The 25,060-nt window shown below is 41.5% G+C and carries 21 protein-coding genes; 8 read left to right on the top strand and 13 right to left on the bottom strand.

All coding sequences use genetic code 11. The annotated features are described in order from the left end of the window. Window positions 1–128: 128 nt before the first annotated feature. Window positions 129–2,054 carry a RecQ family ATP-dependent DNA helicase gene (locus tag BMY70_RS26890; protein WP_090340790.1) on the top strand — a complete coding sequence of 642 codons (1,926 nt, stop codon included), beginning with the start codon at window positions 129–131 and terminating at the stop codon, window positions 2,052–2,054. Next, window positions 2,051–3,475 (top strand): DUF5723 family protein, encoded by a 1,425-nt coding sequence (locus tag BMY70_RS26885; protein ID WP_229209796.1) that lies wholly within the window; start codon window positions 2,051–2,053, stop codon window positions 3,473–3,475. The genes BMY70_RS26890 and BMY70_RS26885 overlap by 4 nt, the downstream gene beginning before the upstream one ends. Window positions 3,476–3,555: 80 nt before the next feature. Here the strand turns inward: BMY70_RS26885 and BMY70_RS26880 are convergent, their stop codons facing one another. From BMY70_RS26880 to atpD, 11 genes are all read right to left on the bottom strand, one after another. After that, the gene (locus BMY70_RS26880) at window positions 3,556–3,876 is read right to left on the bottom strand and encodes a DUF6787 family protein (protein ID WP_090340788.1); all 321 of its coding nucleotides are present in this window, start codon (window positions 3,874–3,876) and stop codon (window positions 3,556–3,558) included. Between the two features lie 5 nt (window positions 3,877–3,881). Next, window positions 3,882–4,613 (bottom strand): RluA family pseudouridine synthase, encoded by a 732-nt coding sequence (locus BMY70_RS26875; RefSeq protein WP_090340855.1) that lies wholly within the window; start codon window positions 4,611–4,613, stop codon window positions 3,882–3,884. 47 nt (window positions 4,614–4,660) lie between these two features. Further along, on the bottom strand, window positions 4,661–5,479 hold the full coding sequence (panB, locus tag BMY70_RS26870) for a 3-methyl-2-oxobutanoate hydroxymethyltransferase (RefSeq protein WP_090340787.1): 819 nt from the start codon (window positions 5,477–5,479) through the stop codon (window positions 4,661–4,663). Window positions 5,480–5,622: 143 nt separating this feature from the next. Next, window positions 5,623–6,891: a murein hydrolase activator EnvC family protein gene (locus tag BMY70_RS26865; RefSeq protein WP_229209795.1), complete on the bottom strand. Its 1,269-nt coding sequence runs from the start codon at window positions 6,889–6,891 to the stop codon at window positions 5,623–5,625. A gap of 163 nt (window positions 6,892–7,054) precedes the next feature. Further along, complete coding sequence (gene lolB1 / locus BMY70_RS26860; protein ID WP_090340782.1) at window positions 7,055–7,891, bottom strand: lipoprotein insertase outer membrane protein LolB1; 837 nt, start codon at window positions 7,889–7,891, stop codon at window positions 7,055–7,057. Next, the gene (locus BMY70_RS26855; protein WP_229209794.1) at window positions 7,881–9,590 is read right to left on the bottom strand and encodes a tetratricopeptide repeat protein; all 1,710 of its coding nucleotides are present in this window, start codon (window positions 9,588–9,590) and stop codon (window positions 7,881–7,883) included. The genes lolB1 and BMY70_RS26855 overlap by 11 nt, the downstream gene beginning before the upstream one ends. 183 nt (window positions 9,591–9,773) lie before the next feature. Then, the gene (locus tag BMY70_RS26850) at window positions 9,774–12,203 is read right to left on the bottom strand and encodes a TonB-dependent receptor plug domain-containing protein (RefSeq protein WP_090340775.1); all 2,430 of its coding nucleotides are present in this window, start codon (window positions 12,201–12,203) and stop codon (window positions 9,774–9,776) included. A gap of 645 nt (window positions 12,204–12,848) precedes the next feature. After that, a complete protein-coding gene (gene tnpA, locus BMY70_RS26845; protein ID WP_090340773.1) occupies window positions 12,849–13,310 on the bottom strand; it encodes an IS200/IS605 family transposase in 462 nt (153 codons plus the stop codon). 32 nt (window positions 13,311–13,342) lie between these two features. Beyond that, complete coding sequence (locus tag BMY70_RS26840) at window positions 13,343–14,683, bottom strand: APC family permease (RefSeq protein ID WP_090340770.1); 1,341 nt, start codon at window positions 14,681–14,683, stop codon at window positions 13,343–13,345. 164 nt (window positions 14,684–14,847) lie between these two features. Further along, window positions 14,848–15,090, bottom strand: a complete 243-nt coding sequence (gene atpC / locus BMY70_RS26835) for an ATP synthase F1 subunit epsilon (RefSeq protein ID WP_090340768.1) — start codon at window positions 15,088–15,090, stop codon at window positions 14,848–14,850. Window positions 15,091–15,174: 84 nt separating this feature from the next. Beyond that, on the bottom strand, window positions 15,175–16,695 hold the full coding sequence (gene atpD, locus BMY70_RS26830; protein WP_090340766.1) for a F0F1 ATP synthase subunit beta: 1,521 nt from the start codon (window positions 16,693–16,695) through the stop codon (window positions 15,175–15,177). Between the two features lie 448 nt (window positions 16,696–17,143). On the opposite strand from atpD, the gene BMY70_RS26825 reads away from it, so the two are divergent. The 5 genes from BMY70_RS26825 to BMY70_RS26805 all read left to right on the top strand — a co-directional run bounded on the left by BMY70_RS26825 (window position 17,144) and on the right by BMY70_RS26805 (window position 22,809). Continuing rightward, complete coding sequence (locus BMY70_RS26825; protein ID WP_090340764.1) at window positions 17,144–19,807, top strand: tetratricopeptide repeat protein; 2,664 nt, start codon at window positions 17,144–17,146, stop codon at window positions 19,805–19,807. A 93-nt stretch (window positions 19,808–19,900) separates the two neighbouring features. Further along, window positions 19,901–20,365: a hypothetical protein gene (locus tag BMY70_RS26820; RefSeq protein WP_090340762.1), complete on the top strand. Its 465-nt coding sequence runs from the start codon at window positions 19,901–19,903 to the stop codon at window positions 20,363–20,365. A gap of 39 nt (window positions 20,366–20,404) precedes the next feature. After that, window positions 20,405–21,115, top strand: a complete 711-nt coding sequence (locus BMY70_RS26815; RefSeq protein WP_090340760.1) for an ABC transporter ATP-binding protein — start codon at window positions 20,405–20,407, stop codon at window positions 21,113–21,115. 176 nt (window positions 21,116–21,291) lie between these two features. Continuing rightward, window positions 21,292–22,014 (top strand): RluA family pseudouridine synthase, encoded by a 723-nt coding sequence (locus tag BMY70_RS26810; protein WP_090340758.1) that lies wholly within the window; start codon window positions 21,292–21,294, stop codon window positions 22,012–22,014. A 39-nt stretch (window positions 22,015–22,053) separates the two neighbouring features. After that, the gene (locus BMY70_RS26805; RefSeq protein WP_090340756.1) at window positions 22,054–22,809 is read left to right on the top strand and encodes a hypothetical protein; all 756 of its coding nucleotides are present in this window, start codon (window positions 22,054–22,056) and stop codon (window positions 22,807–22,809) included. A 55-nt stretch (window positions 22,810–22,864) separates the two neighbouring features. Here BMY70_RS26805 and BMY70_RS26800 read toward each other — a convergent pair whose 3' ends face one another. Together BMY70_RS26800 and msrA are read right to left on the bottom strand one after the other, a co-directional pair. After that, window positions 22,865–23,383 carry a hypothetical protein gene (locus BMY70_RS26800; protein WP_090340853.1) on the bottom strand — a complete coding sequence of 173 codons (519 nt, stop codon included), beginning with the start codon at window positions 23,381–23,383 and terminating at the stop codon, window positions 22,865–22,867. 141 nt (window positions 23,384–23,524) lie between these two features. Beyond that, a complete protein-coding gene (gene msrA, locus BMY70_RS26795) occupies window positions 23,525–24,199 on the bottom strand; it encodes a peptide-methionine (S)-S-oxide reductase MsrA (protein ID WP_177197139.1) in 675 nt (224 codons plus the stop codon). A 240-nt stretch (window positions 24,200–24,439) separates the two neighbouring features. On the opposite strand from msrA, the gene BMY70_RS26790 reads away from it, so the two are divergent. Further along, window positions 24,440–24,976 carry a CopD family protein gene (locus BMY70_RS26790; protein ID WP_090340754.1) on the top strand — a complete coding sequence of 179 codons (537 nt, stop codon included), beginning with the start codon at window positions 24,440–24,442 and terminating at the stop codon, window positions 24,974–24,976. Window positions 24,977–25,060 lie beyond the last annotated feature (84 nt).

Genomic DNA, 25,060 nt, shown 5'->3' with positions numbered 1-25,060 from the left:
GGTAAAATTAATATTTTCGGCTAAAAAACGTAGAAAGGTTGTTCATAGTTTGATCAGCCACAATTTTTTTAGAAAGAATTACGGCTCCGAATTTAGTAATTTGCGAATCTTTTGACAAAACACATACAATGAGTGACCTTCATGCTGTCCTGAAACAATACTGGGGCTACGACCATTTCCGACCTGTGCAGGAAGAGGCAATCCGGTCGGTGCTGGAAGGAAATGACACACTTTTGTTGTTGCCAACTGGTGGTGGAAAATCAATCTGCTTTCAGGTTCCTGTGCTCACAATGGAAGGTGTTTGCATTGTCGTAACGCCGCTTATCGCATTGATGAAGGATCAGGTCGAACAGCTTAAGCGGAGAAATATTCCGGCAGCTGCCATTCATTCGGGTATGAACCGCCATGAAATTGATATCACACTGGATAATTGCATCCACGGACAAACTAAATTTTTATACGTTTCACCGGAGAGGCTGAGAACGGATATTATGATTGCGCGCACCAGGCAGATGAAAGTTTGTCTGCTGGCAGTTGACGAGGCGCATTGTATTTCAGCCTGGGGTTATGATTTCAGGCCCTCCTACCTGCTGATTGCAGATTTCAGATTATTGATTCCAAACGTCCCCGTAATGGCGTTAACAGCAACCGCGACGGAGCAGGTACAAATTGACATTATCGAAAGGCTGGAAATGAAACCTGCCAAAGTTTTTAGACAATCTTTCGCACGGGCAAACTTATCGTATTCGACTTTTCCGGAGGAAAACAAAGAAAGAAAACTGCTTCAGATTCTTAAAAATGTTCCGGGGACGGCAATTGTATATGTCCGGACAAGGAAGCGTACAAAAGAATTGGCGGATTGGCTGACAAAGCAAGGCGTTCGGGCTTCGGGGTATAATGCCGGTTTGCCATTTAAAGAGCGTTCTGACAGACAGACTGCCTGGATCAAAAATCAGATTAGGGTAGTCGTAGCGACGAACGCTTTCGGTATGGGAATTGATAAGCCGGATGTGCGTACCGTGGTGCATTTTGATCTGCCTGATAATTTGGAAGCTTATTATCAGGAAGCAGGAAGAGCTGGTCGGGACGAAAAGAAATCTTTTGCCGTTGCGCTTTATAATAAGATTGATCTTGATGAACTGGCTGAAAACGTGGAAAGGAAATATCCGCCGATGGATGTTTTAAGAAAGGTTTACCAGTCTCTCGCAAATTATTATAAAATTCCGGTTGGTGGTGGGGAATTTTTAGGTAATAGTTTTGATATTCAGCATTTTACCGGTGTATTTGGTTTGATCGTTAACGAGACACATTTTGCTTTAAAGCTACTGGAAGAAGAAGGTTTTATTCAGTTGAGCGAGAATTTCAATGACCCGGCCAGAATTCATTTTGAAGTTGACAACCGTCAATTATACGATTTCCAGATACGGTATCCGGAGTTTGATTCGTTTATCAAATTAATGTTGAGGCTTTATGGCGGAGAACTTTTTACAGAGTATGTTAGAATTTCGGAGACCGAATTAGGACAAATTTATTTTGCACCGGAGGCAGAAATCATAAAAAAGCTAACATTCTTGAAGGAACGTGGTATTATCGATTATGAGGCAAGAAGAGATAAGCCGCAGCTGACATTTTTAACGCCTCGTTTTGATGCCGCTCAATTGCCGTTAAATGTTTTCGAAATCGAGAGGAGGCGGGAGCGCGACAGGCAGAAAGCAAGAGCAGTGATTCAGTATGCATCCAATAAAAACCGTTGTCGAACACTACTTTTACTGGAATATTTCAACGAGATGGATGGGCACGAGTGCGGTGTTTGCGATGTGTGTATCCGTAAGAAAAAGAATGAAGCTAATGCAGGAATTAACGAAGAATTAGGTAATAAAATACTTCATTATCTTAAAGATAACGGTTCGGTAACGCCGCGGTTTTTAAGTCAGATGTTTGAAAATGTAGCGGAATCACTCTTTTTACAAACTCTGAAATATTTGATTGAGGAAGAAATTGTCCAATATGATAACGTTGGAAAACTAAATTTAAACAGCAAATACCATTCTTGAAAAAGCAACTATTTAATCTCACACTACTGATTGGTTTCCTGGCAAAATCCGCATACGCCCAGCAAATTCCCGGATTGGTAGCCAGCAACTACGGCGGTTTATACCGAGCGACGGAAAATCCCTCGGCCATTGCGGGTTCCAGATATAAGTTTCAGGTAAACCTTGGTACCATAGGGAGCAGTATCAACCATCGTTACTTTGTTTTTCTTGGTAAAAACTCACTGTTTTATCCACTTCTGGCGCCTCACTCCAAAGATGAACTTTATGGGCGATCAAGAACTATGGGGTCTTTAACGGATAAAGATCCTATTTATCTGGCAAGCGAAATTCGCTGGCCTTCGGCGATGTTTTCAATCGGCAAATACCAGGGGGTGGCTTTTCAATTACGAACCCGCGGATTTGTACAGGGAAATAATGTCCCGGATGATATCCGAAATTTGTATTTCAAGCGTCTGGATACCGGGATGGATGAAGTTGCACGTCAGGAATGGGGAAATTTTAATCTTGTTCAGCAGAGTTTTTCTGAATTAAGCGCATCTTACGGCGTTCAGATTTTAGATCTTGAAGCGCACAAATTACGGATCGGTACCACTGTGAAAAGAATTTTCGGAGCCAGGATTGGTTATGTCACGGGATCGGTGAATGATTTTCAAGTCAGCCGCGTTGCCCCGGGCACAGATGAAAATCAATTAATACTAAATGAGTTTTCTTATGAAAGCGGTTACAGCCAGTCAAATCAAAAAATGAAACTCGGCAATCTGTTTAATTCGGATAAATATGCGGCAGGCTGGGCTTACGATCTTGGTGCAACTTATGAGTTAGGAGATTATTGGCATAACGAAGATGAAGCATTTGATCAGAGCCCGACTTATCTGTTAAGACTGGCAGCTTCATTAACAGATATTGGCTCCATAAAATACAAAACAAACAACAGCAGAGTTGTCAGCGGCTATCAGGAACAGGCTGTTATCGGGCAAAAGGAACTGGAAATCATAGGAAACGAAGGAGCTGACGGACTAATGAATTTATATCCTGAAACTTCTGATACCACATTCAGCAAAAATGTGAGGCTTCCGCAGGCCATGCATCTGGAAGCGGATATTCAACTGGTAAAGGGATTTTTTGTAACACTGGCGCAAACAAAACGTTTTAAGCCAAGAACCGATAATCCGCTTGATCTGACGCAGCCAAATGTCTTTACTATAACGCCAAGATTTGAAGACGAGGATTCAGATTTTGCTTTTCCAATTTCATTTATTAGTGGAAATAAGCGCGTTTCTCTGGGAGCAATGGCTCATTTCGGGCCTTTCTTTATTGGTTTTAGCAATATCAACGGGCTTGTTAAAAAAGGTGGCGCAAGGGGAAGCATGGCCTATCTTGGGTTTTCGGTTTGGAAGTTGAAGGGGTGGAAGAAGGGGTAAATATTGTTTATGATCATAAAAAATGGGAAAGCCGAAAGACAATTAATGTTCTTCGGCTTTCTTATTAGTAGTATAATCTTTTATTTAATTGGATTCTTTTTCCTCCTGAACAACCCACCAATCCTGCTAAACATCCTCTTCTCAAATTCCCAGAAAAACGTAAACTTGCCCCAAACCCAGCCCCAGGCTAGTAAAACAACCTGGTAGAGCGGCAGGATTATCAGAATATTTACCGCCCATAAAACCCAGGATGGCGTCGATTCTTTCGAGAGTCCAACCAGATCAAAAAGCGCCCGCTTGATGTATAGAATTGAAAATCCTGTGCAGGCAAAAACCAATAAAATGATTAGCACATCCCATCCATTCTTAACATTCCAGCGCTGCTTTAACTTTTCAATCATAAAAGTTATTCGTATAAAAATCCTAAATGTTCCGCTTTGATCGGCTCTGTATCCAGTGGCAGGAATTCTTCCCAGAAAGGATCATTCGGTAGACCGGCTTTGCAAATAATCGGTTCTTTTTTAACAGGATGCTCAAAGAAAAGACGACGTGCATGTAAGTTGATGCTTGCATCCGGATTTGCTTTTGGATAACCATACTTCAAATCGCCTCGGATGGGACAGCCCATGGAAGCTAGCTGAACACGAATCTGATGAGGACGGCCTGTAACAGGCGTTATTTCAAGCAAATTAAATTTATTAACGTCCCCCAGAAGCCTGTAACTAAGCTCGGCTCGCTGAGAGCCGGGCACCTCGTAATCGTAAGCCGTTGTCACATTTCTTTGCTCATCTTTGATAAGCCAATGCACCAGCTTACCTTTCTTTTCCGGCGGACGGTTTTTAACTACTGCCCAGTATGTTTTCTGGACATCGCGTTTACGGAAAATTTCATTCATCCGTTCAAGCGCTTTTGATGTTTTTGCAAAAACAACCAAACCGCTAACGGGGCGATCCAAACGGTGGACAGTACCCAGAAAAACAGCTCCTGGTTTGTTATATTCTTCCTTAATATATTCTTTCAGCATTTCAAGCAAAGGCTTGTCGCGCGTGGAATCTCCCTGCACAAGTATGCCGGGCTCTTTGTTGACAATCAGCAGGTGGTTGTCTTCGTATATAATTTGAAATGGACGCTTTGCCATAATGTTCAGTGTTAATTTTTTCCTCAAAAAATCAGGAAAAGAGGTGATCAATAAGATTCTTTCTCATTAGGGAAAGATTTGCCTTTAACGTCTTTAATATAATTTGTGATTGCCTCGTTCATAATGTCATTTAAATTGGCATATTGACGAAGAAAACGTGGTTTAAAACCTTTGTTAATACCCAATACATCATGCAGAACCAATATCTGTCCATCTGCATATGGCCCAGCACCGATTCCAACCGTTGGAATTGAGATACTTTCAGAAACCTGCCTGGTCAGTGCCGAAGGAATTTTTTCTAAGACAACAGAAAAACAACCAATTTCGTCAAGCATTTTGGCATCCTCCAAAAGCTTTTTCGCTTCAACTTCTTCTTTGGCACGAACGGTATAGGTACCAAATTTATAAATGGATTGCGGAGTAAGTCCCAGGTGCCCCATGACCGGAACCCCTGCGCTCAAAATACGCATCACAGATTCTTTTATTTCCAATCCACCTTCCAGTTTCACTGCATGCGCGCCAGACTCTTTCATAATCCGAATTGCTGAACGAAGCGCCTCGCCCGAATTTCCCTGGTACGAACCAAAAGGAAGATCCACTACGACTAATGCACGTTTCACAGCTCTGACAACTGACGAAGCATGATAAATCATCTGGTCAATCGTAATCGGTAAAGTAGTTTCATGCCCAGCCATAACATTGGAAGCAGAATCTCCTACTAAAATCAATTCGACGCCAGCAGCATCAACAATGCCGGCCATGGAATAGTCGTAAGCAGTCAGACAGGAAATTTTTTCGCCCCGCGTTTTCATTTCCTGAATGATATGGGTCGTAACTCTTTTTATATCAGAACTATGTACAGACATGGTGGTTATCTTTTATTCGGTACTAAAACCGCAAGCGGTCAATATTTTTGATACTCTAAACAATTGGAACACAAGGAAGAGCCCAATAATTCGTCAATGGCAAAACATTGACAATTTATCATCAATAACGGGTTATTCTAAATTTATCTTCTGATCAGCCAGCTCTCGGGGTTAAGACGGGATGTACTTTTCCATATCTGGAACTGAAGTTCCGAGGTTCCGTCGCCGTCTGTAGCCACCCGGCCGATCGTTTCACGGGCCTTTACTTTTTGTCCTGCAGTGACAGTAACACCTGACATTTTTGCGTAAACGGTCATATAATTTCCATGTTGGATAGCGACAACATTACCCATTCCAGGCATCTGTGTTACGTCCAAAACGACGCCGTCATATACAGAACGAACAATTTCGCCTGCATTGGTCTGAATATCAACTCCTAGGTTATCAACCATTACGCCTTTCAAAACTGCGTGTGGGCGTTGTCCGAAATGTCCCGAGATAAATCCTCGCGTCGGCCACGACAACCGTGATTGGGAAGCCGCAAATGATGAAGCAAGGGTAACTTCTTCATCGCTCATACCGCTTGAAGAAACAACAGGCTCTTCCTTAGGCTCTTCTTCAACAACTTTGGCCTCACCTTTTTTCTCCCTTTCAGCATTTTCACGGGCTATACGCTCGCGTTCTGCTTTTCTTTTAGCTTCTCTTGCAGCACGTTCCTCCCGCTCCCTTCTCTCCCGTTCTTTCTTTTCACGCTCTGCAATCCTGCGGATATTTGCTTCTAATAAATTAGTTGCCTTTCTGTTTTCAGCTAACTGATTACGTAGTTCAACTTCTTTCTGAGACAATTCCTGAACGACCTGGTCCTGTTTGGTTTTTAAACCTTCAAGTTTCGTATTTTCAGAAACTTGGGTTGTCAATACGGTTTGTTGCTGCTGTTTTTTAGAAGTAATGCGCTGGCGCTCTGCCATCAGCTCCTTTTCCAGCACTTCCATTTGTTTTACCTGCCCCTGGCGCGCATCTGTATATTGCTTCAGATATTTGTAGCGAAGCACGAATTGGTTGAAAGTACCGGCAGAAAATAAAAAGATCAACTGGTTCATATAAACGTTTCGCTTGGAAGCTTCGTAGATCATATCGCCATATTCCGCCTTTAATTTACCAAGATCGTTCGCCAGGATCTGTTGCTTTTTTTCAAGCGTTTTAAGTTCACCATCCAGCAGTTTTAAGTCGTCAGACAACAGGTCTATTTTTTTCTTAAGCGTATTAATCTGCTGACTAAGTGCCCGAAGCTGACCTAAGTTAACTTTTTTCTGAGAAGAAGTCTGTTTCAGAATTCCCTGAATTTCATTCATCTTGCTCTGGTTTTCACTTTTTTCCCGTTCCAGTTGCTCGCGGGTTTTCTGCGCAAACACGCTGAGAGACGTACAACACAAAAGAGTTAGTACCAGAAATATTTGTCGATAATACGGTTTGTGAAAGGGCATATTAATTTTTCTTGCTGCCAAAATACCTTAAAGGTCAGGCAAAGTTAAGCAGACTTCACGTTTTTGCGCCTATAAATGAGTGGACAATCTGTTATTTACCTTTTCGGGTATAACTGGAAGGTATGCTAAACGGGAAGCCCGGGTTTTGGGATACTAACTCCACTTTGCTGTGTTTGATACGCATGGTGGTCTGATAGAACTGGTTATCTTTTTTGGACTGTACGTCAAGATTAATAAGGCTACTGAACGGAAATAACATGCTGTTCACTTCCTTGAAATCTTCATAATCCAGTATAATCGTATTATTTGTAGGCTTTTCGACCGCCTTTAAGCGTTCAAGTTTTTGATTTTTTTCACCAATATAGTTGTCGACGACAATCTTTCCACTGTTTTGACGAAGTGTAAAAAATTCATTTTCCTTGTAAAACTTGTCGTCGGCAGTCTGTTGAATCGGTAGATTTCCAATTATTATTGATTGCAATAATTTGAAATTTAGTTCAAAATTATATTGCTTACTCAACTGCTCGTAGGTGATGACAAAATATTCTTTATGGAATTTATCGAGAAAAACGATGGAATCCGGTGTGATCAATCCACGCCCTACTTCAAAACCAACACCAGTTACTGAAAGCCAAATCAGACTATCTTTTTTAATACGAATATTTACGTTCGTATTTTCAAAATCCTGCGTGCTGCTGCGAAGTGAAAATTTAGATTTTGCAGTGAGATAATCAAAAGCAATTTCCTGAACATTTACAGGAACTGCTTCTCTGTTTTCTGCTATTGAATCGGTTTTTGAAGAATCTATTGATACAAAACCAGAATCTATACTAGGTTTGGCTGTGCCTTTTGAGAGATGTTTTTTGTGGCATGATGTTAACCAAATACATCCGATGGCCAGGAACCATACCGTAATCTTATTGCTCATGTAATGTTCCGGTTGCTATTTTTTTGTCAAGAAGTTCTGTTTTCTCACCCATTTTTTTTGCCTTTTTCCACTGTAAAACTGCGTTTTCGCGTTCTCCCAGTTTGAAGAGCACATCGCCGTAATGTTCAACAATCGTGCCACTGATATTGGTAGAATCGCGCATGGCTTTTTCGAGAGACTCTTTGGCTTTTTTATAATCTTTTCTGATATACAAAACCCAGGCGTGCGTATCTAGGTATGTAGCATTATTTTGATGCTGCTGCACCAGCCGCTCAGACATTTTCAACGCAAGATCCAGTTTTTCCTTACGCAGAGAAAGAAAGTAGCTGTAATTATTCAGCACATGATCGTTGTCCGGATTTTCCATTAGCGCCAGGTCGTATGCTGCGTCTGATTTCGCATTATCCCCTAGTCCGTTGTAGGCATCTCCAAGTTGCGCGTGGATGTAAGGAAGCATATCTTTCTCGGTAAGAAGCTTCAAACTTTCTTCCAGTGATGAAATGGCTTTTTTATAGTCTTTTTTCATTAAATGTGCCGTCCCGTTTGAATACCAGAGCAGCCCTTGATTTGGAAAAATTTCCAGTGCTTTTTCAGAATGTGCCAACAGGCTATCCACCTGATTTAATTCGCCGTCCAGCTGAATCACCGCACCCCAGACCTTATAATCTGAGCCGTCTAGCGACGTTGCTCTCGCATACATATCGCGAGCTTCGGCTTTTTTGCCGCTGCGCATTAATAAATCTCCGTAAATAACATTAGTTCTTGCATCATTGGGATGTGTATCCACAAGCTGTTTTGCCAGAGCCAGAGCCTCCCCTGTTTCCTGATCTGTTTTTAACATCGTCAGGTACCCGGAAAGTACACGGATTTTTGGTTCCGCATCCAGATTTGGATTTGCAAAAACAAGTTTTAATTCTTGGTTACACTTCTCAATATCGCCGTTTCTACGGTAAATATCAGCAAGCAAAACATGTGCCTGTGCCTCATCAGGATTAATTTTCAACGCTTCTTCCAGGGGAGCAACAGCGTCAGCAATTTTGTCATTGGCAATCAGCATTTCCGCCAGTTCAACGCGATAGCTTACTTCACTCGGCTCATTATCGATCAATTTTTTTGCTTCTGCCAGCGCCTTATCCAGCTTATTCTGCCTTAGATAGAGCTGCTCTTTCTGATGCGTGATTTCTTCGGTAACACCAATTGATTTTTCAAGTCCGTCATAGGTCTGAATAGCTTTATCGAATTGTTCATTAAAAACATATACGGCGGCCAGCTCAATGCCGTACTGAATATTTTCAGGACTCTGTGCAACGAGCGGTTCATAGATTAATGCAGCTTCCGCATATTTTTTCTTTTTGGCATAAAGCTCCGCCAGTTGCTGCGCGAAAAAGAGGTTTGTTTTATCTAACTCGTAGGCCTTTTTCGCCGGAACAATCGCGTCATCCTGACGATCCAATTTCAGCAAAGCCGTAGCTACCAAATAATATCCGGCGGGATCCTGCGGACTTTTTTGCGTGATTTGTTCAAATATGGGAAGTGCCCGAGCCGGTTGGTCGGTCATCATATATTTCATCCCTTCGGATGTTAGCGTCTCCTCTTCAAGACGAAATCCGACAGGTCCTGTCTTCTCCTTTTCGCGCACCTTTTGCTTTCGCTGAGCATCTGCAGGCGTGATTTCGGAAGCCACCAGTAGGCCGGCCATCAAGAATATTTTAAACAATTCTGTCCTCATATTTTATCTTGTTGCCAATCAGAAACGGAGACAGATCGGCTATTTCAATATAAATAGCAAAGGTATGACTTTTTTTTCGGGATGGTCAGGTCAAATTCCGGTCCGCCACTGATTACTAACGCATTTTACAAAGTATTCTTGTAACAAGTTCAATTATCGTACCGAATATCCCGTTTCTGCTGAACCAGGTATTCCCCAAGCGGTTAAGGCTTCAACCCGAATGTTGACTTTTGTGCTTGCATCCGTATTAAAATAGCTGAATTTCACTTTACCATCTTGCTTCGTTCTTAACATGGGGGCCCAGTGGATTGTTGTCCTGTAATCTGGTTTCAGATCTTCCGGTCGTTTTAAATCATATCGAGGTTCGTAGAATTTTCTTGGAACGTTAAATCCTGCAATTTTTGCTACGGTCACGCCAGGCGTGATGTCCTGCGAATAGTCATACGCCGAATTTCCCCTTTTTGTTAAAACAGAAATGACGCCTCCACCTCCGCGACTTCCGTAAATTGCAGCTGAGGCGCCTTTCAAAACGTCAATGGACTCTACATCAAAAATAGAAAGAGAGGTAATTAAATCTTTATCAACAGGCATTCCATCGAGTAAAAACGTTGGCTCTGTTCTGCTTCCACGAATGGAAACAGTCGCATTTGAACCAGATCCCATCACAGAAACTCCGGCCACCCGACCTTGGAGCATATCCAGGATCGAATTAGCGGCACCGGTCATTTGAGGTGTTACTTTTATTGAAGCATCTGCACGGCTATATAATTTTCGGGAGTCCCGTTCTTCTTCTCTTTTTCCTTTGATCGTTATTTCTTTCAATAACTTTTCCCTGCTCGCCCGGATTTTTCTTTCGATTTCTAAATATTCTTCCGCTCTCTTTAAATATTCAGCCATTTTCAACGCGTCGACGGTTACCGGGTAAAAAGGAATCTTATGGATAGTAAATTTCGGCGGATCAAACGGGGCCATAATGATATTGAGGCCGGCATTATTTTTGGAATTCATGCCTTGTAAACGAACGTTCAGCGAATCATTAAAAATCAGATTGTCCAGGGCAAACCGACCGGTCTCCCCTGATTCTGTGGTGAGGAAAGTGTTGATACTATCATTTGTCAGGAAAACAGATAGCATTACTTTATCAGCAAGTTTCTTGTTGCCCTTTTTAACCTCGCCTTGAATTGAAAAACCCTGCTCTACAAACCGTGTTGGCGCAGTGTGACTTTCCTGTAAAACATCTGCCCAATTGAATCGCCGCCAGCCCTGTGTCATCATCAATAAGTCCAGCTTGATTTTTCGGTCCGTTTTGGTTGTGTCGAAATAATAGGCAGGCTGCTCTATAATACCGCGTAAGTCTGATGAAAGCAGTAAGTATGAGATTATATTTTGATCATAAGGTTGCGGGGCTATCTGTCCTTCGTCGGTAACAGAAACAGAAAGCATTGTTTCTACCGGTTTGTCAGCCGTGTCAGTTACCATAATTTCAACCTCCGTTTTCTCTCGCGGATTGAATAAATTTTTATTCGTCGAAATCTTTAAATGGAGTCTTTCGCCATGATCTACGAAAACGAGACGTTCGCATACGGGCTTGTTCTGACTGTCAAAAAGGGTCAGCTGGGTAATGCCATCAGGCAACTCATTAACAGGAACGTTCAATTGTAAACCCTTTTTGGACACTTTTCCTTTTGCGGCAAAAGCAACCAGCCCACGTGTCTGAGCGACTATGTTTACTTCTTTATCCATATTGTCAGGAAAATTGGCATATACAAGAATCCGCATTTTGTCCGTCGTCGTAAGATTGTTTACGATCATAGTAAAACCCTCTGATTTAACTTCCGGAAAGTCGAAGCGCTGATAAGCGTCTGATTTTTTTCGTACAAAAGCAGTATACTTTTCACCGGCAACCGGTTCGAAAGGAAATTTACCCATTCCCAGATGTTCGCTTTTTAATGCGGCGATAGTGTCGTTTTTTTGATTTAAAACAAAACCATTGACTTCTGCGCCCAATCCTGACTGATCAATAGCTTTAAAGCCTACGCGCGTGCTCAAACCTGCAACCAGCTGACCTCCCTCTGGGAAAAATTGAACATCTAGATTTGAAGTAACTGTTTCCGGCGTATTTGTTCCATTATTGAAAACATAAAGGTCTTTATGGAAGAAATAATCCTCAGGGAAATTCCGCATCCAGTTGGTATAGGCACGAATCGTATAAGCTCCTGAGGGCAAAGCGTCATTCAGCTTAATATCACCATTTCCATAACCTCCATCCAGTTTTACACGTCTGATGGAGATATTTTTTCCAGTTCTTTTCTCCATGAGATCGACATACAAAACCCGGCTCGCGCTGTCTGCGAAATGGATTGCTCCTTCCGCGAGGTATGCACTAAACCAAAGTGTATCACCAGCGACGTAATAGGGTTTATCTGTATGTAAAAATGCTTTTTCCTGAGGAAATACACGGCGGTATTCTTGTAACCTGCTTACAATCAGCTTGGAAAAATCGTCTTCTACCCACCGGTACGAAGCCAGCGCGAGCGCCAGAGTGAAAAGGGAAACTTTGAAGAGTGTGTTTTTTGAGAGCATGGCTGTTGACGAATCGGTTTGTTACCAAAAGGCTACAATTTAGATTTTATCATGGGTAATTTATCAATAATTATTGAAGGTTGGTTAACAGTTCTTCTGTCACCCATTCTGGGTTAGGGATAGTTGGTGTCAGAATTTTCTACAATACTATCATCCCTTCGGGATGTTCGGTAGTCGTAGTTCTCGTCCCATTCGCCAATCCTGAAGGACGATGGTTTTCTGGAAGTGGTGGAATCAAGATTTTTGGAAACGTGGTTTTTCTGTCACCCTTTCAGGGTTTTTAGGATAGGACCTGATGCCATTTTCTATAATACTTTCATCTCTTCGGGATTACAAAAAATTCGTCTATATCGGTTCATAATAATCCCGAAGGGACGATATTATTATAGAAATAGCAGGAATCTGCGTCGGGCGGAAACCCGGAACGGGTGACAGAGAAACGGATTTCCTAAAAAGTTTTCCAGTAAACTTGAAAAATATTCAATTTCAAAACGGCATAATGTTATACCCTTCGCAAATCCCGAAGGGATGACATTATTATAGCAAATTGAGATTCTGCCTTGGCAAAACCCGGAACGGGTGGCATAATCATATCAACAAAATATCATCATATCAAAAATATTTTTAAAAATAGAAAATCACCAGTTACTCAATCCAGTCAAACAAATACTTTTCATCATATTGAACCTGAAATTTCACTAGCATATCAAGATATTCCTCTCTAAATGTGCGTCTTTGATGATGACTTTCCTGATTTTGGATATAATTAAAAACCGAGTCAATTTGAGATTGACTATACGAAAAAGCAGCATACCCTTCTTGCCAGGAAAATCTGCCGGCAACATACTTTTTCGAATTGATAAAATTGGAAGAATTATTCTTTACGTCCCGTACTAAATCTGATATGGACATAGAAGGGCGCAACCCAACAAATAAATGTACATGATCGCCAACGCCATTAACAATAATTGGTTTTTGATTTTTTCCCTTAATAATGCCAGCGATGTATTCAAAAATCTCAGTTCGAAATTCCTTTTTGATTAAATTTTCTCTGCCTTTCACGGCAAAAACCACCTGAACATACAATTGCGAAAAAGTGCCGGCCATATAAAGTTAGTGTGTGTTAAAATATTCGAAATCTAATCCTTCCGGTTCAACCGCTGAACGGCCAGGAAAATCGGATAACTCAATACCAGAAATAAAATTGAATACTTACTGCTTGATATATCCTGTACGACAGCCGAAACCAGGAATGCCAACGAAATAATCAACATAAGAATTGGTAAAACCGGATACGCAGGCACTTTCCATGGTCGCGCCAAAAGCGGTTCTTTTTTTCGTAACATAAGCAAGGAAGCAAATCCGGAGGCGTATCCTAAAACAAAAAAGAAGGTAGCGATATCGGAAAGTTTTTCGCAGGCTTCTTTGCCTACAAGAATCAGGACAACAGCAACAGCGGCTGTTATCGGCATGGCCAGGGCTGGCGTTCCGCCTTTGTTTACATACGTTGCGGCATTGATAAATAGTCCATCTCGGCTCATGGAATATAAAACTCTCGGGTTGAACAACATTTGCGCATTCACAATCCCGAGAATGGAAATCATCAAAAATATGGTAACAATTTTCGCAGATCCTTCCCCAAATATCAGTTTGATCGAATCCGCAGCAGCAAGTTTAGAATTGGCCAGTTCATTCATCGGCAAAATATAAAGGATCGCCAGATTGCAAAGCAGGTAAATAATGATGATCAACAAAACACCGCCAATCATGGATTTGGGTAGGTTTTTTGTAGGGTTTTCATCCTCTTCTGTAAAGTAGGCTGCTGTATGCCAGCCATCATATGTATAAAAAATTGCCTGAAGAGAAAATATGATCGGACCGATAAAACTTCCGGTCTGAATAATTTTACTTGTCGTTAAAGTGGCATCGGCGGAGGAAATCTCATTCCCATAAATGTAACAAACTGCTACAAAGGTGAATAGTCCAATAGCTTTAAGGAAACTCATCACATTTTGAAAAGTACTTGCCAGGGCGAGTCCTATCCAATGTATACCCGTCAGGATAAGCAATATGGAGGCAGCAACATAAGGTTCGTAACCCAGAAGTGAAGGAATCAGAAGCGCGAGATATTCACTCATAGTATAAACCCCGAAACCCAAAGCAGCACAAGTGCCCATCCAGCTGTTTATTCCAACGACAAATCCTGCATAATCGCCAAAAGCACGGCGAGCGTAAACGTACCAAGCTCCCGCTTTTGGTACAGAGGTTCCTAACTCAATGGTGCACAATGTTCCCAGAAAAGCATACAAACTTACTGCAATCCAAACACCCATGATGAGCCACGGCTCTCCAAGCTGGGCGGCGATGGGTCCCGGCTTTCTAAGAATTCCGGTTCCGATTGTTCCGCCGATTGTGACGGCAATACCGAAGCCGACGCCTAATATTTTAAGAAGTTCTTTTTTGGGAGAAGGTTGTGTCATAGGAGTGATTAGGAAAGTGCTTTTCCGAAAATAGTCATTCTTTCGGAAAGTTAACGCCGCCGTACCATCGTTTTGTAAAAATGAAGACCAATACAATGAGGTCAAAAAAATAGGGTACAAGCTTAAAAGCCTGTACCCTACTAAAAATTTTATTATGTTTTACCCTACAAAACCGCCTCAGCCAAAACCAAAACTTTATTGTTTAGTACCTCAACCACACCACCATCGATGGTATAAGTTGTTTTGGCGCCGCTGATATCTACAACCACATCACCACGTTTAAGCGAGCTTACAAGTGGGGCATGATTATTCAAAACCTGAAACTGTCCGTCGGTACCCGGTAATGTTACAGCATTCGCCTCTCCGGCAAACACTTTTTTATCTGGGGTAATGATATCTAAATGCATATTTAATTGGCTTTTGGCTGTTAGCAATCAGCTATTAGTTTTGATATAAATATCTTGCTAACAGGCTGTTAATCAATAATGTGATTATCTGTTAGCAGCTTCTGCCATCATTTTTTCACCTTTGATCTGAGCATCTTCAATTGTACCAACAAGGTTGAAAGCCATTTCAGGAAGGTGGTCATATGCACCATCCATAATTTGGTTGAAACCTTTGATCGTATCATTGATGTCTACCAACACGCCTTTCAAACCTGTAAATTGTTCAGCAACAAAGAAAGGTTGTGACAAGAAACGCTCTACACGACGAGCACGTGATACAACAAGTTTATCATCATCTGATAATTCTTCCATACCCAAGATCGCGATGATATCCTGCAATTCTTTGTAGTGCTGCAAAATATTTTTAACGCGTTGCGCACAATCGTAATGTGCGTCACCTAATGTTTCAGCGTTCAAGATACGTGAAACTGAATCTAGTGGATCCACGGCAGGATAGATACCTTTTTCAGCAACTTTACGAGAAAGCGTAGTCGTTGCATCCAAGTGGGTAAATGTCGTTGCCGGCGCTGGATCCGTCAAGTCATCCGCAGGTACGTAAACCGCTTGTACAGATGTAATAGATCCGCGTTTTGTTGAAGTAATACGTTCCTGCATCGCACCCATTTCTGTTGCAAGTGTAGGTTGGTAACCTACCGCAGATGGCATACGACCTAAAAGGGCCGATACTTCAGAACCCGCCTGTGTAAAACGGAAGATATTGTCAATGAAGAAAAGGATATCACGTCCTTGTCCTTCGCCATCTCCGTCACGGAAATACTCAGCAACCGTAAGACCTGAAAGGGCCACACGTGCACGAGCTCCAGGAGGTTCGTTCATTTGACCGAAAACGAAAGTAGCTTGTGAATCTTTCAAAGTGTTGTAGTCAACTTTGGAGATATCCCAGCCACCTTCTTCCATGCTGTGCTTAAATTCGTCACCGTATTTAATGATACCTGCCTCGATCATCTCGCGCATTAAATCATTTCCTTCACGGGTACGCTCTCCAACACCGGCAAATACTGAAAGACCAGCGTGTGCTTTTGCGATATTGTTGATCAATTCCTGAATCAATACAGTTTTACCAACACCGGCACCACCGAATAGACCGATTTTACCACCTTTTACATAAGGAGCAAGTAAGTCGATAACTTTGATACCTGTGAAAAGTACCTCCGTCGCAGTTGCCAGATCCTCAAATTTTGGAGCTGAACGGTGGATAGAAACACCGTTTACAGAAGAATCAACTGGTGTAAGACCATCAATAGCTTCTCCGATTACGTTGAACAAACGTCCTTTGATCGCTTCGCCAGTTGGCATTTTGATCGGGGCGCCCAAAGGTTTCACCGCCATTCCGCGCTGCATACCTTCTGTACTGTCCATCGCAATAGTACGAACTCTGTCTTCGCCTAAGTGTTGTTGACACTCAAGGATTACTCTTTGACCGTTTGATTTGATGACCTCTAATGCATCAAGAATAGCCGGGATGCGTTCGCTGTCTTCAAATGATACGTCTACAACGGGGCCAATTACCTGCGTAATTTTTCCTATGTTTGTCGCGTTTGCCATTATAAGAATTTTAGTATAGTCTATGAGAGGTTATTTTCAGACCGCAAAAGTAGGAGATAATTTGGTCAGTACCAATAGTGTCGCACTTGAATTATTGGATATTTTTTAGAAAATCACCCAAAATTTGCGAAAACTGTATAGAAATTATCAGAAACGTGGCAAAATTAATTTTAAAAGGGAACTTTTCGAATCTTGTTAAGTCAAATTTTATTAGGCCTTTAATTATATTTTCAGTCTTATAAGATATTTCAGACAATGACTGAAACAGATTTTATATAAATTAAGAATAAGCAGAACCTATTTTTTATTAATTAATCCAACCTCTAAAACTTCGTCAACTAACCGAATTAGCAAAAATCACAGGAAGAAAATGTTCGTTTTTAAACATCATATGAAAACCTGGCATATCTGCGTTTGTAATTTCTCGCTATCGGGTTAAAAAATATTTATGAAAGAACTCTTTTTTTGGAAAGTATGGTCTTCGTCAGAACGCAGGATCACAATAGCCGCTCTTGCCGTAGTTTTGCTTGCCGTGCTTTTTTTTATTCTTAAAAGTGCCGATCCGCTTGCCAATGTGATTCGCTGGGACGTGCTTAGCGAATTATCTGAAATTTCGACGGTTGTTGATATTTTAAAATTTGATCAGTGGCAATACGGAATTTCTGCGCCTTCCGATCTGGTGACGGAACAATTCGTGGCATCCACAATGGAAACCGATTTCCTGACAATTAGGATATTTTGGGGATTCATCATCGTAGGACTTTCTTTTATTCTTGCTTCTTTAACCACGATGTCAAGATTCTGGTATCTGACCGGAATGGTGGTTTTTATTTTATTGGTAGCCTCTGCAAGGCTGGAGACGTTAGGCATTTTCGGTGAAGGAAATAAAGCATTATTCATAATCACTATAACATTATATACAGGATTGAGTTATTATTTTCATGCTTTCCGGCCTGATATCGGTATTGGAATTCGTATTCTGGGAATTTCGGCAGTATCCGTTTTTCTATTTGGATTAGTTGCTTTTCTTTCCCCAGTCGCGTTTCCCGCACTTACTGCTGCCTCCTATTCTTTACCGATCTGGCTGTTAATTTCCATCGTGTTTTTACTTATATCGGCGACAGAAATCGTAGCTGCGCTGGTCTGGCTCAGTACAAGTGGACAAAACAAAATTGGTAAATCAGGGCTGACCAATTTTTTAGTGATCAGTATCTTGTATCTCATATCTCTGGTTTTGCTGTATCTTAAAAATACTCGTCAGATTGATTGGAACCTTTCACTTTTAAGTCCGGTTTATCTGGCCATCGCGGCAGGAGTTCTGGGTATTTGGGGATTCAAGAAACGTGCAGATTCCACGAATGGCCTTTTATCTTTCCGTTCGAACGGCTTTTGGCTGTATATGGGAATGTTTATTGTTACAGCCGCTTTTGCTGCATATGCCTGTGGAACGGCGAATGACCCGCTTATTGAAGTTTTGGAAGATGTGGTTGTAAACGGACAGCTCGCGATGAGCATTGTTTTTCTGTTTTACATTCTTGTAAACTTTTACTCCGTTTTCAAACAAGGTCTTGCAGTTCATAAAGTACTCTATAAACCGATGCGTTTCGGCTTGACCCAGACGCGATTATTTGGATTTGCCGGCGTTGTAATTTTATTTTCTGTGCAGCGGTTGCTTCCTGTTTATCAGGGAATTGCAGGGTATTTCAATGGACTGGGCGATTTATATAGCAACACACGGGAATATCCTCTCGCCGAGCAATATTACAAAATGGCTTTGCAACAGGAATTTCAAAACCATAAATCCAATTATGCGCTTGCCTCTCTGGCCTTAAACCAAGGTGATAAAGTTGCCGCGGCGTATTATTTCCGTCAGGCGCTGCTTAAAAATCCATCTCCACAGGCTTATGCAGGTTTAACAGGAGTTTTGATGCAGGAAAGTTTATTTTTCGACGCTGTTTTCAGCTTGCAGGAAGGACTTCGCACATTCCCGGAAAACGGAGAATTGCTCAATAATCTGGGTATGCTTTATGCAAAAACCAATGTTGCAGACTCAGCGTATTATTATTTGGATAGAGCAGAAAGGACCAGCAAAAGACCGGAAGTTCCCGCAACGAACTTGTTAGCCATCTGGGCAAGGAGTACAGATTCCGGTCTGCTTGATTCGTTGGCCAACAACAGCAATTCGAAAAAATACCTTTCCTGGCAGGCAAACTGGCTGGCGGTCCAAAATCTTCGTCAGGATTTCTCGAAACAGGATTTTCAAAAAAATGCAATCAAGCAGGATTCTTCTTTGAGCGTTTCAGGTTTGGCTTATCTGGTAAATTATGCAAGAAATCAAGCCGTTGTGGATAGTCTTCCGGCCGCATTTTTACCAAAACTGGCAGGCAAAAACCAGTTGCTTTCCGAGGATCTGTTACTTGCCTCGCTATATCCGGAATTTTACAGCGGAAATAAATTGAAAGCCATCGAAACTTTGTCGGTATGGGCTGAACAGGGAGGTGAAAAAAATAAATTACACCATAAAATTTTAGGACACTGGCTGTTACAGGTCGGGTTATACGATTTGGCAATTAAACATCTGGGAAATGTTGATGGAATCGAAGGTACATTAGGCCAGGCAGTCGGTTATGCACTTTCGGGGCAGCAGGCAATTGGTGGACTATTGTTAGAAAGGATGCAGGAAAAGGAGCCTAATGCGGCGTTGCAAAAACTTCAGTCATCTTTGGTGTCGATCAAACCGCCGAAAACCAAAGCTGATTCTTTGTTTGTTATAGCACAAAAATCACCATCAGATAAAAATTACGCAGCGGCAATTCATGCCAATCCGTTTGATGCCAGAATAGTGTCGGCGGCAGCAGAATATTTCAGACAAAAAAAGCAGATCCCAAGAGCTTACAGGATCGTTCTGGACGCATTGAAATTTAATGACCGGGCATCATTGCTTTGGGAAGAATATACTATTTTAAGTGTCCTGCAAGGATTGACGGGGCAGGCTGATGAAGGTGAGGCGCAGGTGAAAGAATTGGCATCTCCTGCCGATTATCAGGCATTTGTGACGCGCTATCAGCCTATGCGCGCTCTTATCGAAAAACAGAGGGCAGAGTTTCAGTGATTTTTTATTTTAGCATTTGAAAGGTGTGAATTAGCCGGTTCGAAGTGTATTATTTCCTACTACCGGTTAAATTTCTAAAATCAAGACAGATCTATGACATTGCAGTGGACATCAACAATGAGCGGAAATGAAACGCGTATTCTTCGAGGAAAGCTGATTGCCGGAATACTGAAACGCAGTACCTGGAAAGATGACGCGCACGGTGAGCTGAATGGTTATATGGTCCGGTTTAAGACAAAAGGTTTTTGGAAAAGGAGCACGCAGATCCTGGATATTGAAGGGACAAAAGAACTTGGTCATATCGAATATCACTCCTGGAAAAGCACTGCGACGATCACTTATGAAGATGAATCCTATGAATTCGCCTTCGATTCGTGGACGCGGAAAGTCTGGAAAATAACAAATGGAGAAAAACAGGCGATTTATTCAAAACCAAGCGTCTGGAAAAATAAGGGAGATATCGAAGTTGAGAATATTTCTCCGGCTGTTATTCTGGCCGGACTTTTTGTTTACAGTTATTTCCAGAGAATGGCAGCGGCAGTCGCTGCATCTACCTGATATATTGAAACTTTCCTACCAAACAATACTTTCATTGCTATGAAAATCATTGAAACGACCGATATCTCACGACGCTACGAAATGGGCAGCGAGATTATCCAGGCTTTAAAATCGGTAACGATTTCCGTAAGTAAAGGAGAATATGTAGCATTTATGGGTCCTTCCGGTTCCGGAAAATCAACGCTGATGAACATTATCGGGTGTCTGGATACACCGAGTACCGGCCGCTATATCTTGAATAATAAGGATGTGAGTGACATGACGGAAAGTGAACTTGCGGAGATCAGAAACAAAGAAATCGGTTTCGTATTTCAGACTTTCAATCTTTTGCCAAGAATGTCCTCGCTGGATAATGTGGCATTGCCGCTTATCTACGCCGGGTTAAACAAGTCGGACAGAACCGAAAAAGCGATGATCGCGCTAAAAAATGTTGGTCTCGAAAACCGGGCAGGGCACCGGCCGAATGAACTTTCAGGCGGTCAGCGTCAACGGGTAGCAATTGCCCGCGCGCTTGTAAACGATCCTAGTATTCTGCTGGCAGATGAGCCCACAGGAAACCTGGATTCCAAGACTTCTTATGAGATTATGGACCTTTTCGACCAGTTATATAGTAAAGGGAATACAATCGTAATGGTTACCCACGAAGAGGATATTGCGCATTATGCGCATAGGATTATCCGCCTCCGTGACGGCTTGGTAGAATCTGATTCAATCAATCCTAATCCAACGAAGGTTAGTCAGCTGGTTTGATGGAATTTTAATGCTAAGTACAAATTAGTTAACTTTGATAAAAAAAGAGATATGCGGTTGTAATGGAATTAGTTATATCCTTTTATCGTTCTTTTCGCTCGTCAGAGACTTCACTGATAAGTAAAAACCAGTCATAAAATGTATAAGCTGACTGGAATACAGTACTTAGTTAAATTATGAAAATCAATTTCGCAGACTTAATTTTATTTGAAGACGAGGACTTTCTCCTCGTTAATAAACCACCTCATTTAGCTACGCTGGATGAACGTACTGCCGATCGTGGCGGTAGTGTTTTGCGTCTTGCAAAAGCACATAATCCAGAATTACAAGCAGCTCACCGTTTGGATAAGGAGACTTCCGGTGTTCTGGCATTTGCCAAAAATCCTGCTGCTTACCGCCATCTGGCCATGCAGTTTGAACACAGAGAGGTCACCAAACGGTATCATGCTGTAACGAATGGCATCCATGATTTGGATAGCGTGTCAGTTTATCTGCCGATTTTAGCCTTGAAAAATGGTACCGCTGTAAAGATTGATCGTGCGGAAGGGAAGGTTGCAGAAACTATTTTTAACACAATAAAGGTATATCGCGGATATACCCTGGTAGAATGTATCCCGATTACCGGACGCATGCACCAGATCCGTATTCACCTTTCCTGTCTGAAGGCGCCGATCGTTTGCGATCCGCAGTACGGAGGCGAACCGATTTTCCTTTCCAGCCTGAAACGAAAGTTTAACCTTAAAAAGGAAACCGAAGAACAGCCTCTTATCCAACGGGTTGCACTTCATGCATTTTCACTTTCTTTTGCATTAATGAACGGAGAAAGGGTGAAAATAGAAGCACCTTATCCAAAAGATTTCGAAGTGCTTGTGAAGCAGCTGAACAAATTCGGGGTTTAAAATAATAGCTATTTTAAATAAAAAATTACTCTTCTCTCTATGAAAACAATTGTATCCGGGTTAAAATATTTCTTTTTGATCTGTTGGATGATCCTATCATCTGCGGAATTTTCACAGGCGCAAACAGTTCGGAAGAATGATGTGATTGTGACCAAAAACAATGAAAAGATTGAAGCCATTATCCAGGAAATTAATGCTTCGACGATTAAATATAAGAAGTTAAGCGACCCGGAAGGACCTGTTTTCACAATTGAAAAAACAGAAATTTCTTCGATTTTGTATGGTAATGGAGAAACTGAAAAATATGATGAGAAACCGCAGATTTATTACGATGAAATAGCTGTGCAGCCTCCTGTTACACCGTATGGCAAGTCAACTCCGAAAGTTAATTTACCGATAAAAACCGTTCGCGACTGGGATTCCAATCAGCTTCGTGCCAACTATAAATTTTATCTAAGTAAGTCTGAGAATTATAGAAAGATGGGCACTATTGGCTTGATAGGAGGAGTGGTTTTGACCGGAGCGGGAATTGGTGTTATGGCAAGTTCTGGTAACGGAAATTCATTTAATGATCTGGGAAATTTTGTGGGAGGATATATGATGTTCCTTGCTGGTCTGGGTGCTGGGATTCCTTTGACAATTGTCGGTTTTATAAAAAAGAAAAGTTATGCCCAAAAAGCACTGTTGGTAAAAGATGAACTCCGGCGAAGAAATGAACCATTGTCTCTGAAAGTTAATCCTTTATTTAATCCTGCAACACAATCAGCAGGTCTTATTGTCAGAGTCACTTTCTAAAAAAGCAAAAAAACGGCTGGAAAATTAGCTCCAGCCGTTTTTTGGACTTTTAACTTTAGAATTTGAACGTAAGTCCAACTTTTGCGGGAATCACATTTGATCCTCCTGAAAATTCTGCAAAAACTCCCATAGCAGGTTTAAAATAATACCTTGCGCCAGCCTGCGCACCAATCACAATAGATGTCCCGCTGTAATATTCATTACCGTCGATACTGAAACCTAGTACCGGACCCGCATAAAGGTCTAAGGCATTAATTGTTAAAAAGTGCTTTCCGTAGTGATAAGATCCTCTGGCTGCAATTGGAACAGAAATGTAATTATCCTTAAATCCGAAAGCATAGCTGTAATTATAAAAATTCAGGTCAACCTGGCCACCAACACTGATAAATTCGTGCACACCATATTCGAATGATCCGCCGACGGCAAAACCTCCGCCGTAAAAGCCGTAGCCGCCACCACCGATCCCTACGTTTAATATTTTATCCCCTTTTTGAAATTGTTCTTGCGCGAAAGCCGTTTGAGAAGTGATTCCCAATACTGCGATAACGAGTAGCGTTGATAGAATGTTTTTCATTTTCATAGACTGATTAAGTAAAAATAATGGCACAAATTAAAGCGTTTAAATTATTGCTTCAAAACTTGTGCCATTGATACTTATTATACGGAAAATTACAATGATCAAAGGGGTTTTCGACGCATTGTACGGTCTAAAATCCTAAATATCCTTCTTCAATTTGTCATGAAAAACTTTGCGGAATTTATCAAGTTTAGGGGCGATAACGAATGCGCAGTATCCCTGGTCAGGATTTTTAGCAAAGTAATCCTGATGATAATCTTCAGCGGGATAGAACGTTTGTTCTTTCGTGATTTCGGTTACGATTGGCTTTGCATAAGCACCTGATTTATTCAGTTCTGCTTTCGCTTCCTCTGCCAGTTTTTTCTGCTCTTCGTTGTGATAAAAAATCACAGACCGGTATTGTGGGCCAACATCATTCCCCTGACGGTTTAAGCTGGTAGGATCGTGTCCGCGGAAGAAAGCTTCAAGTAAAGCCGTGTAACTGATCTTCTTAGGATCGTAAATTACCTGGATACACTCTGCGTGACCTGTCGTTCCTTCGCAAACTTCTTTGTAAGTCGGGTTTTTAACCGGCCCTCCGGAATAACCTGATACAACATCTTTCACGCCATCCAAAGTCTCAAATAACGCTTCCGAACACCAGAAACATCCTGTTCCAAAAGTTGCTATTTCTGTATTTGCAGTATCGACTTGAGTCGATACAGACGATTCCTTATTCATTTTTTTCTTCTGCTTTTTATCGGATTGTGCGCAAGATATGACCACCATACAGCACATCAGTACGAACGTGAAAATCGGGACGATTGGTTTCATCGAAAGTATATGGTTAATTTTAAAACTTCTATATGGTTAACAGATTTTCAAAGCATAAAGTTTGTATCAAAAATTTTGACCGGCAATAGAAAACAAACGCTTTAAATTTGTGACCATTGTGGACGAATTCTACACTTTATGACAATTAATGTACGATGTAACGACCCTCGATGGATCATTCTTTTGTTTTAATGCGTTGTATTCAGACCGCCGTTTCGTACTCATCACCACGTTAAAAGAATGACCTATTTACATTTTAAAGCGCTTCACATTATTTTCGTCGTTAGCTGGTTTGCAGGACTTTTTTATATGCCCCGCCTGCTTGTTTATCACACTGAGGCGCAGAATAAAGCTGAGGCAATAAAAGAAGCTTTGAGCGCTGAGTTCAGGAAAATGGAAAAGCTGTTATGGAACGCAATCATGGTGCCTGCAATGTGGCTGACGCTCATTACCGGAGCGACGATGATTTATCTTACACCCGGCTGGCTCAGCCAGGGTTGGATGCATATGAAACTGACCTTTGTTCTTGGTCTTGTGGGATATCATTTCTTCACAAGAAAACTGATACTTGAAATTCAAAAAGGACAATTCAGGTTCAGCTCGATGCAGCTGAGGCTGTGGAACGAAGTGGCCACTATTTTCCTGTTTTCAATCGTATTTCTGGTTGTTCTCAAAAATTCAGTCGATTGGATCTGGGGTGTGCTCGGACTTATCGCCTTTGCCGTCATTATAATGTCGGCCGTAAAAATTGTGAAGAAAATTCGGGAAAATAAATAATTGTATTATTCTGTCAGGCGGAGATTTGTTCTGTTAAGTGAGGAATTTAAAAGTTTTTAAGAACACGTCTTTTGGTACGGTTCT

This window comes from Dyadobacter koreensis (assembly GCF_900108855.1).
Classification (GTDB): Bacteria; Bacteroidota; Bacteroidia; order Cytophagales; family Spirosomataceae; genus Dyadobacter; species Dyadobacter koreensis.
Note: the sequence above shows the minus strand (reverse complement) of the source record. Positions and strands in the feature narration are given on the sequence as shown.

Excerpts from the sequence above, each read along its gene's own strand:
- BMY70_RS26890 (WP_090340790.1), top strand. The coding sequence starts at position 129 with ATGAGTGACCTTCATGCTGTCCTGAAACAATACTGGGGCTACGACCAT.
- BMY70_RS26880 (WP_090340788.1), bottom strand. The coding sequence starts at position 3,876 with ATGATTGAAAAGTTAAAGCAGCGCTGGAATGTTAAGAATGGATGGGAT.
- BMY70_RS26875 (WP_090340855.1), bottom strand. The coding sequence starts at position 4,613 with ATGGCAAAGCGTCCATTTCAAATTATATACGAAGACAACCACCTGCTG.
- panB (WP_090340787.1), bottom strand. The coding sequence starts at position 5,479 with ATGTCTGTACATAGTTCTGATATAAAAAGAGTTACGACCCATATCATT.
- lolB1 (WP_090340782.1), bottom strand. The coding sequence starts at position 7,891 with ATGAGCAATAAGATTACGGTATGGTTCCTGGCCATCGGATGTATTTGG.
- BMY70_RS26855 (WP_229209794.1), bottom strand. The coding sequence starts at position 9,590 with ATGGCCGGCCTACTGGTGGCTTCCGAAATCACGCCTGCAGATGCTCAG.
- BMY70_RS26850 (WP_090340775.1), bottom strand. The coding sequence starts at position 12,203 with ATGCTCTCAAAAAACACACTCTTCAAAGTTTCCCTTTTCACTCTGGCG.
- tnpA (WP_090340773.1), bottom strand. The coding sequence starts at position 13,310 with ATGGCCGGCACTTTTTCGCAATTGTATGTTCAGGTGGTTTTTGCCGTG.
- BMY70_RS26840 (WP_090340770.1), bottom strand. The coding sequence starts at position 14,683 with ATGACACAACCTTCTCCCAAAAAAGAACTTCTTAAAATATTAGGCGTC.
- atpC (WP_090340768.1), bottom strand. The coding sequence starts at position 15,090 with ATGCATTTAGATATCATTACCCCAGATAAAAAAGTGTTTGCCGGAGAG.
- atpD (WP_090340766.1), bottom strand. The coding sequence starts at position 16,695 with ATGGCAAACGCGACAAACATAGGAAAAATTACGCAGGTAATTGGCCCC.
- BMY70_RS26825 (WP_090340764.1), top strand. The coding sequence starts at position 17,144 with ATGAAAGAACTCTTTTTTTGGAAAGTATGGTCTTCGTCAGAACGCAGG.
- BMY70_RS26820 (WP_090340762.1), top strand. The coding sequence starts at position 19,901 with ATGACATTGCAGTGGACATCAACAATGAGCGGAAATGAAACGCGTATT.
- BMY70_RS26815 (WP_090340760.1), top strand. The coding sequence starts at position 20,405 with ATGAAAATCATTGAAACGACCGATATCTCACGACGCTACGAAATGGGC.
- BMY70_RS26810 (WP_090340758.1), top strand. The coding sequence starts at position 21,292 with ATGAAAATCAATTTCGCAGACTTAATTTTATTTGAAGACGAGGACTTT.
- BMY70_RS26805 (WP_090340756.1), top strand. The coding sequence starts at position 22,054 with ATGAAAACAATTGTATCCGGGTTAAAATATTTCTTTTTGATCTGTTGG.
- BMY70_RS26800 (WP_090340853.1), bottom strand. The coding sequence starts at position 23,383 with ATGAAAAACATTCTATCAACGCTACTCGTTATCGCAGTATTGGGAATC.
- msrA (WP_177197139.1), bottom strand. The coding sequence starts at position 24,199 with ATGAAACCAATCGTCCCGATTTTCACGTTCGTACTGATGTGCTGTATG.
- BMY70_RS26790 (WP_090340754.1), top strand. The coding sequence starts at position 24,440 with ATGACCTATTTACATTTTAAAGCGCTTCACATTATTTTCGTCGTTAGC.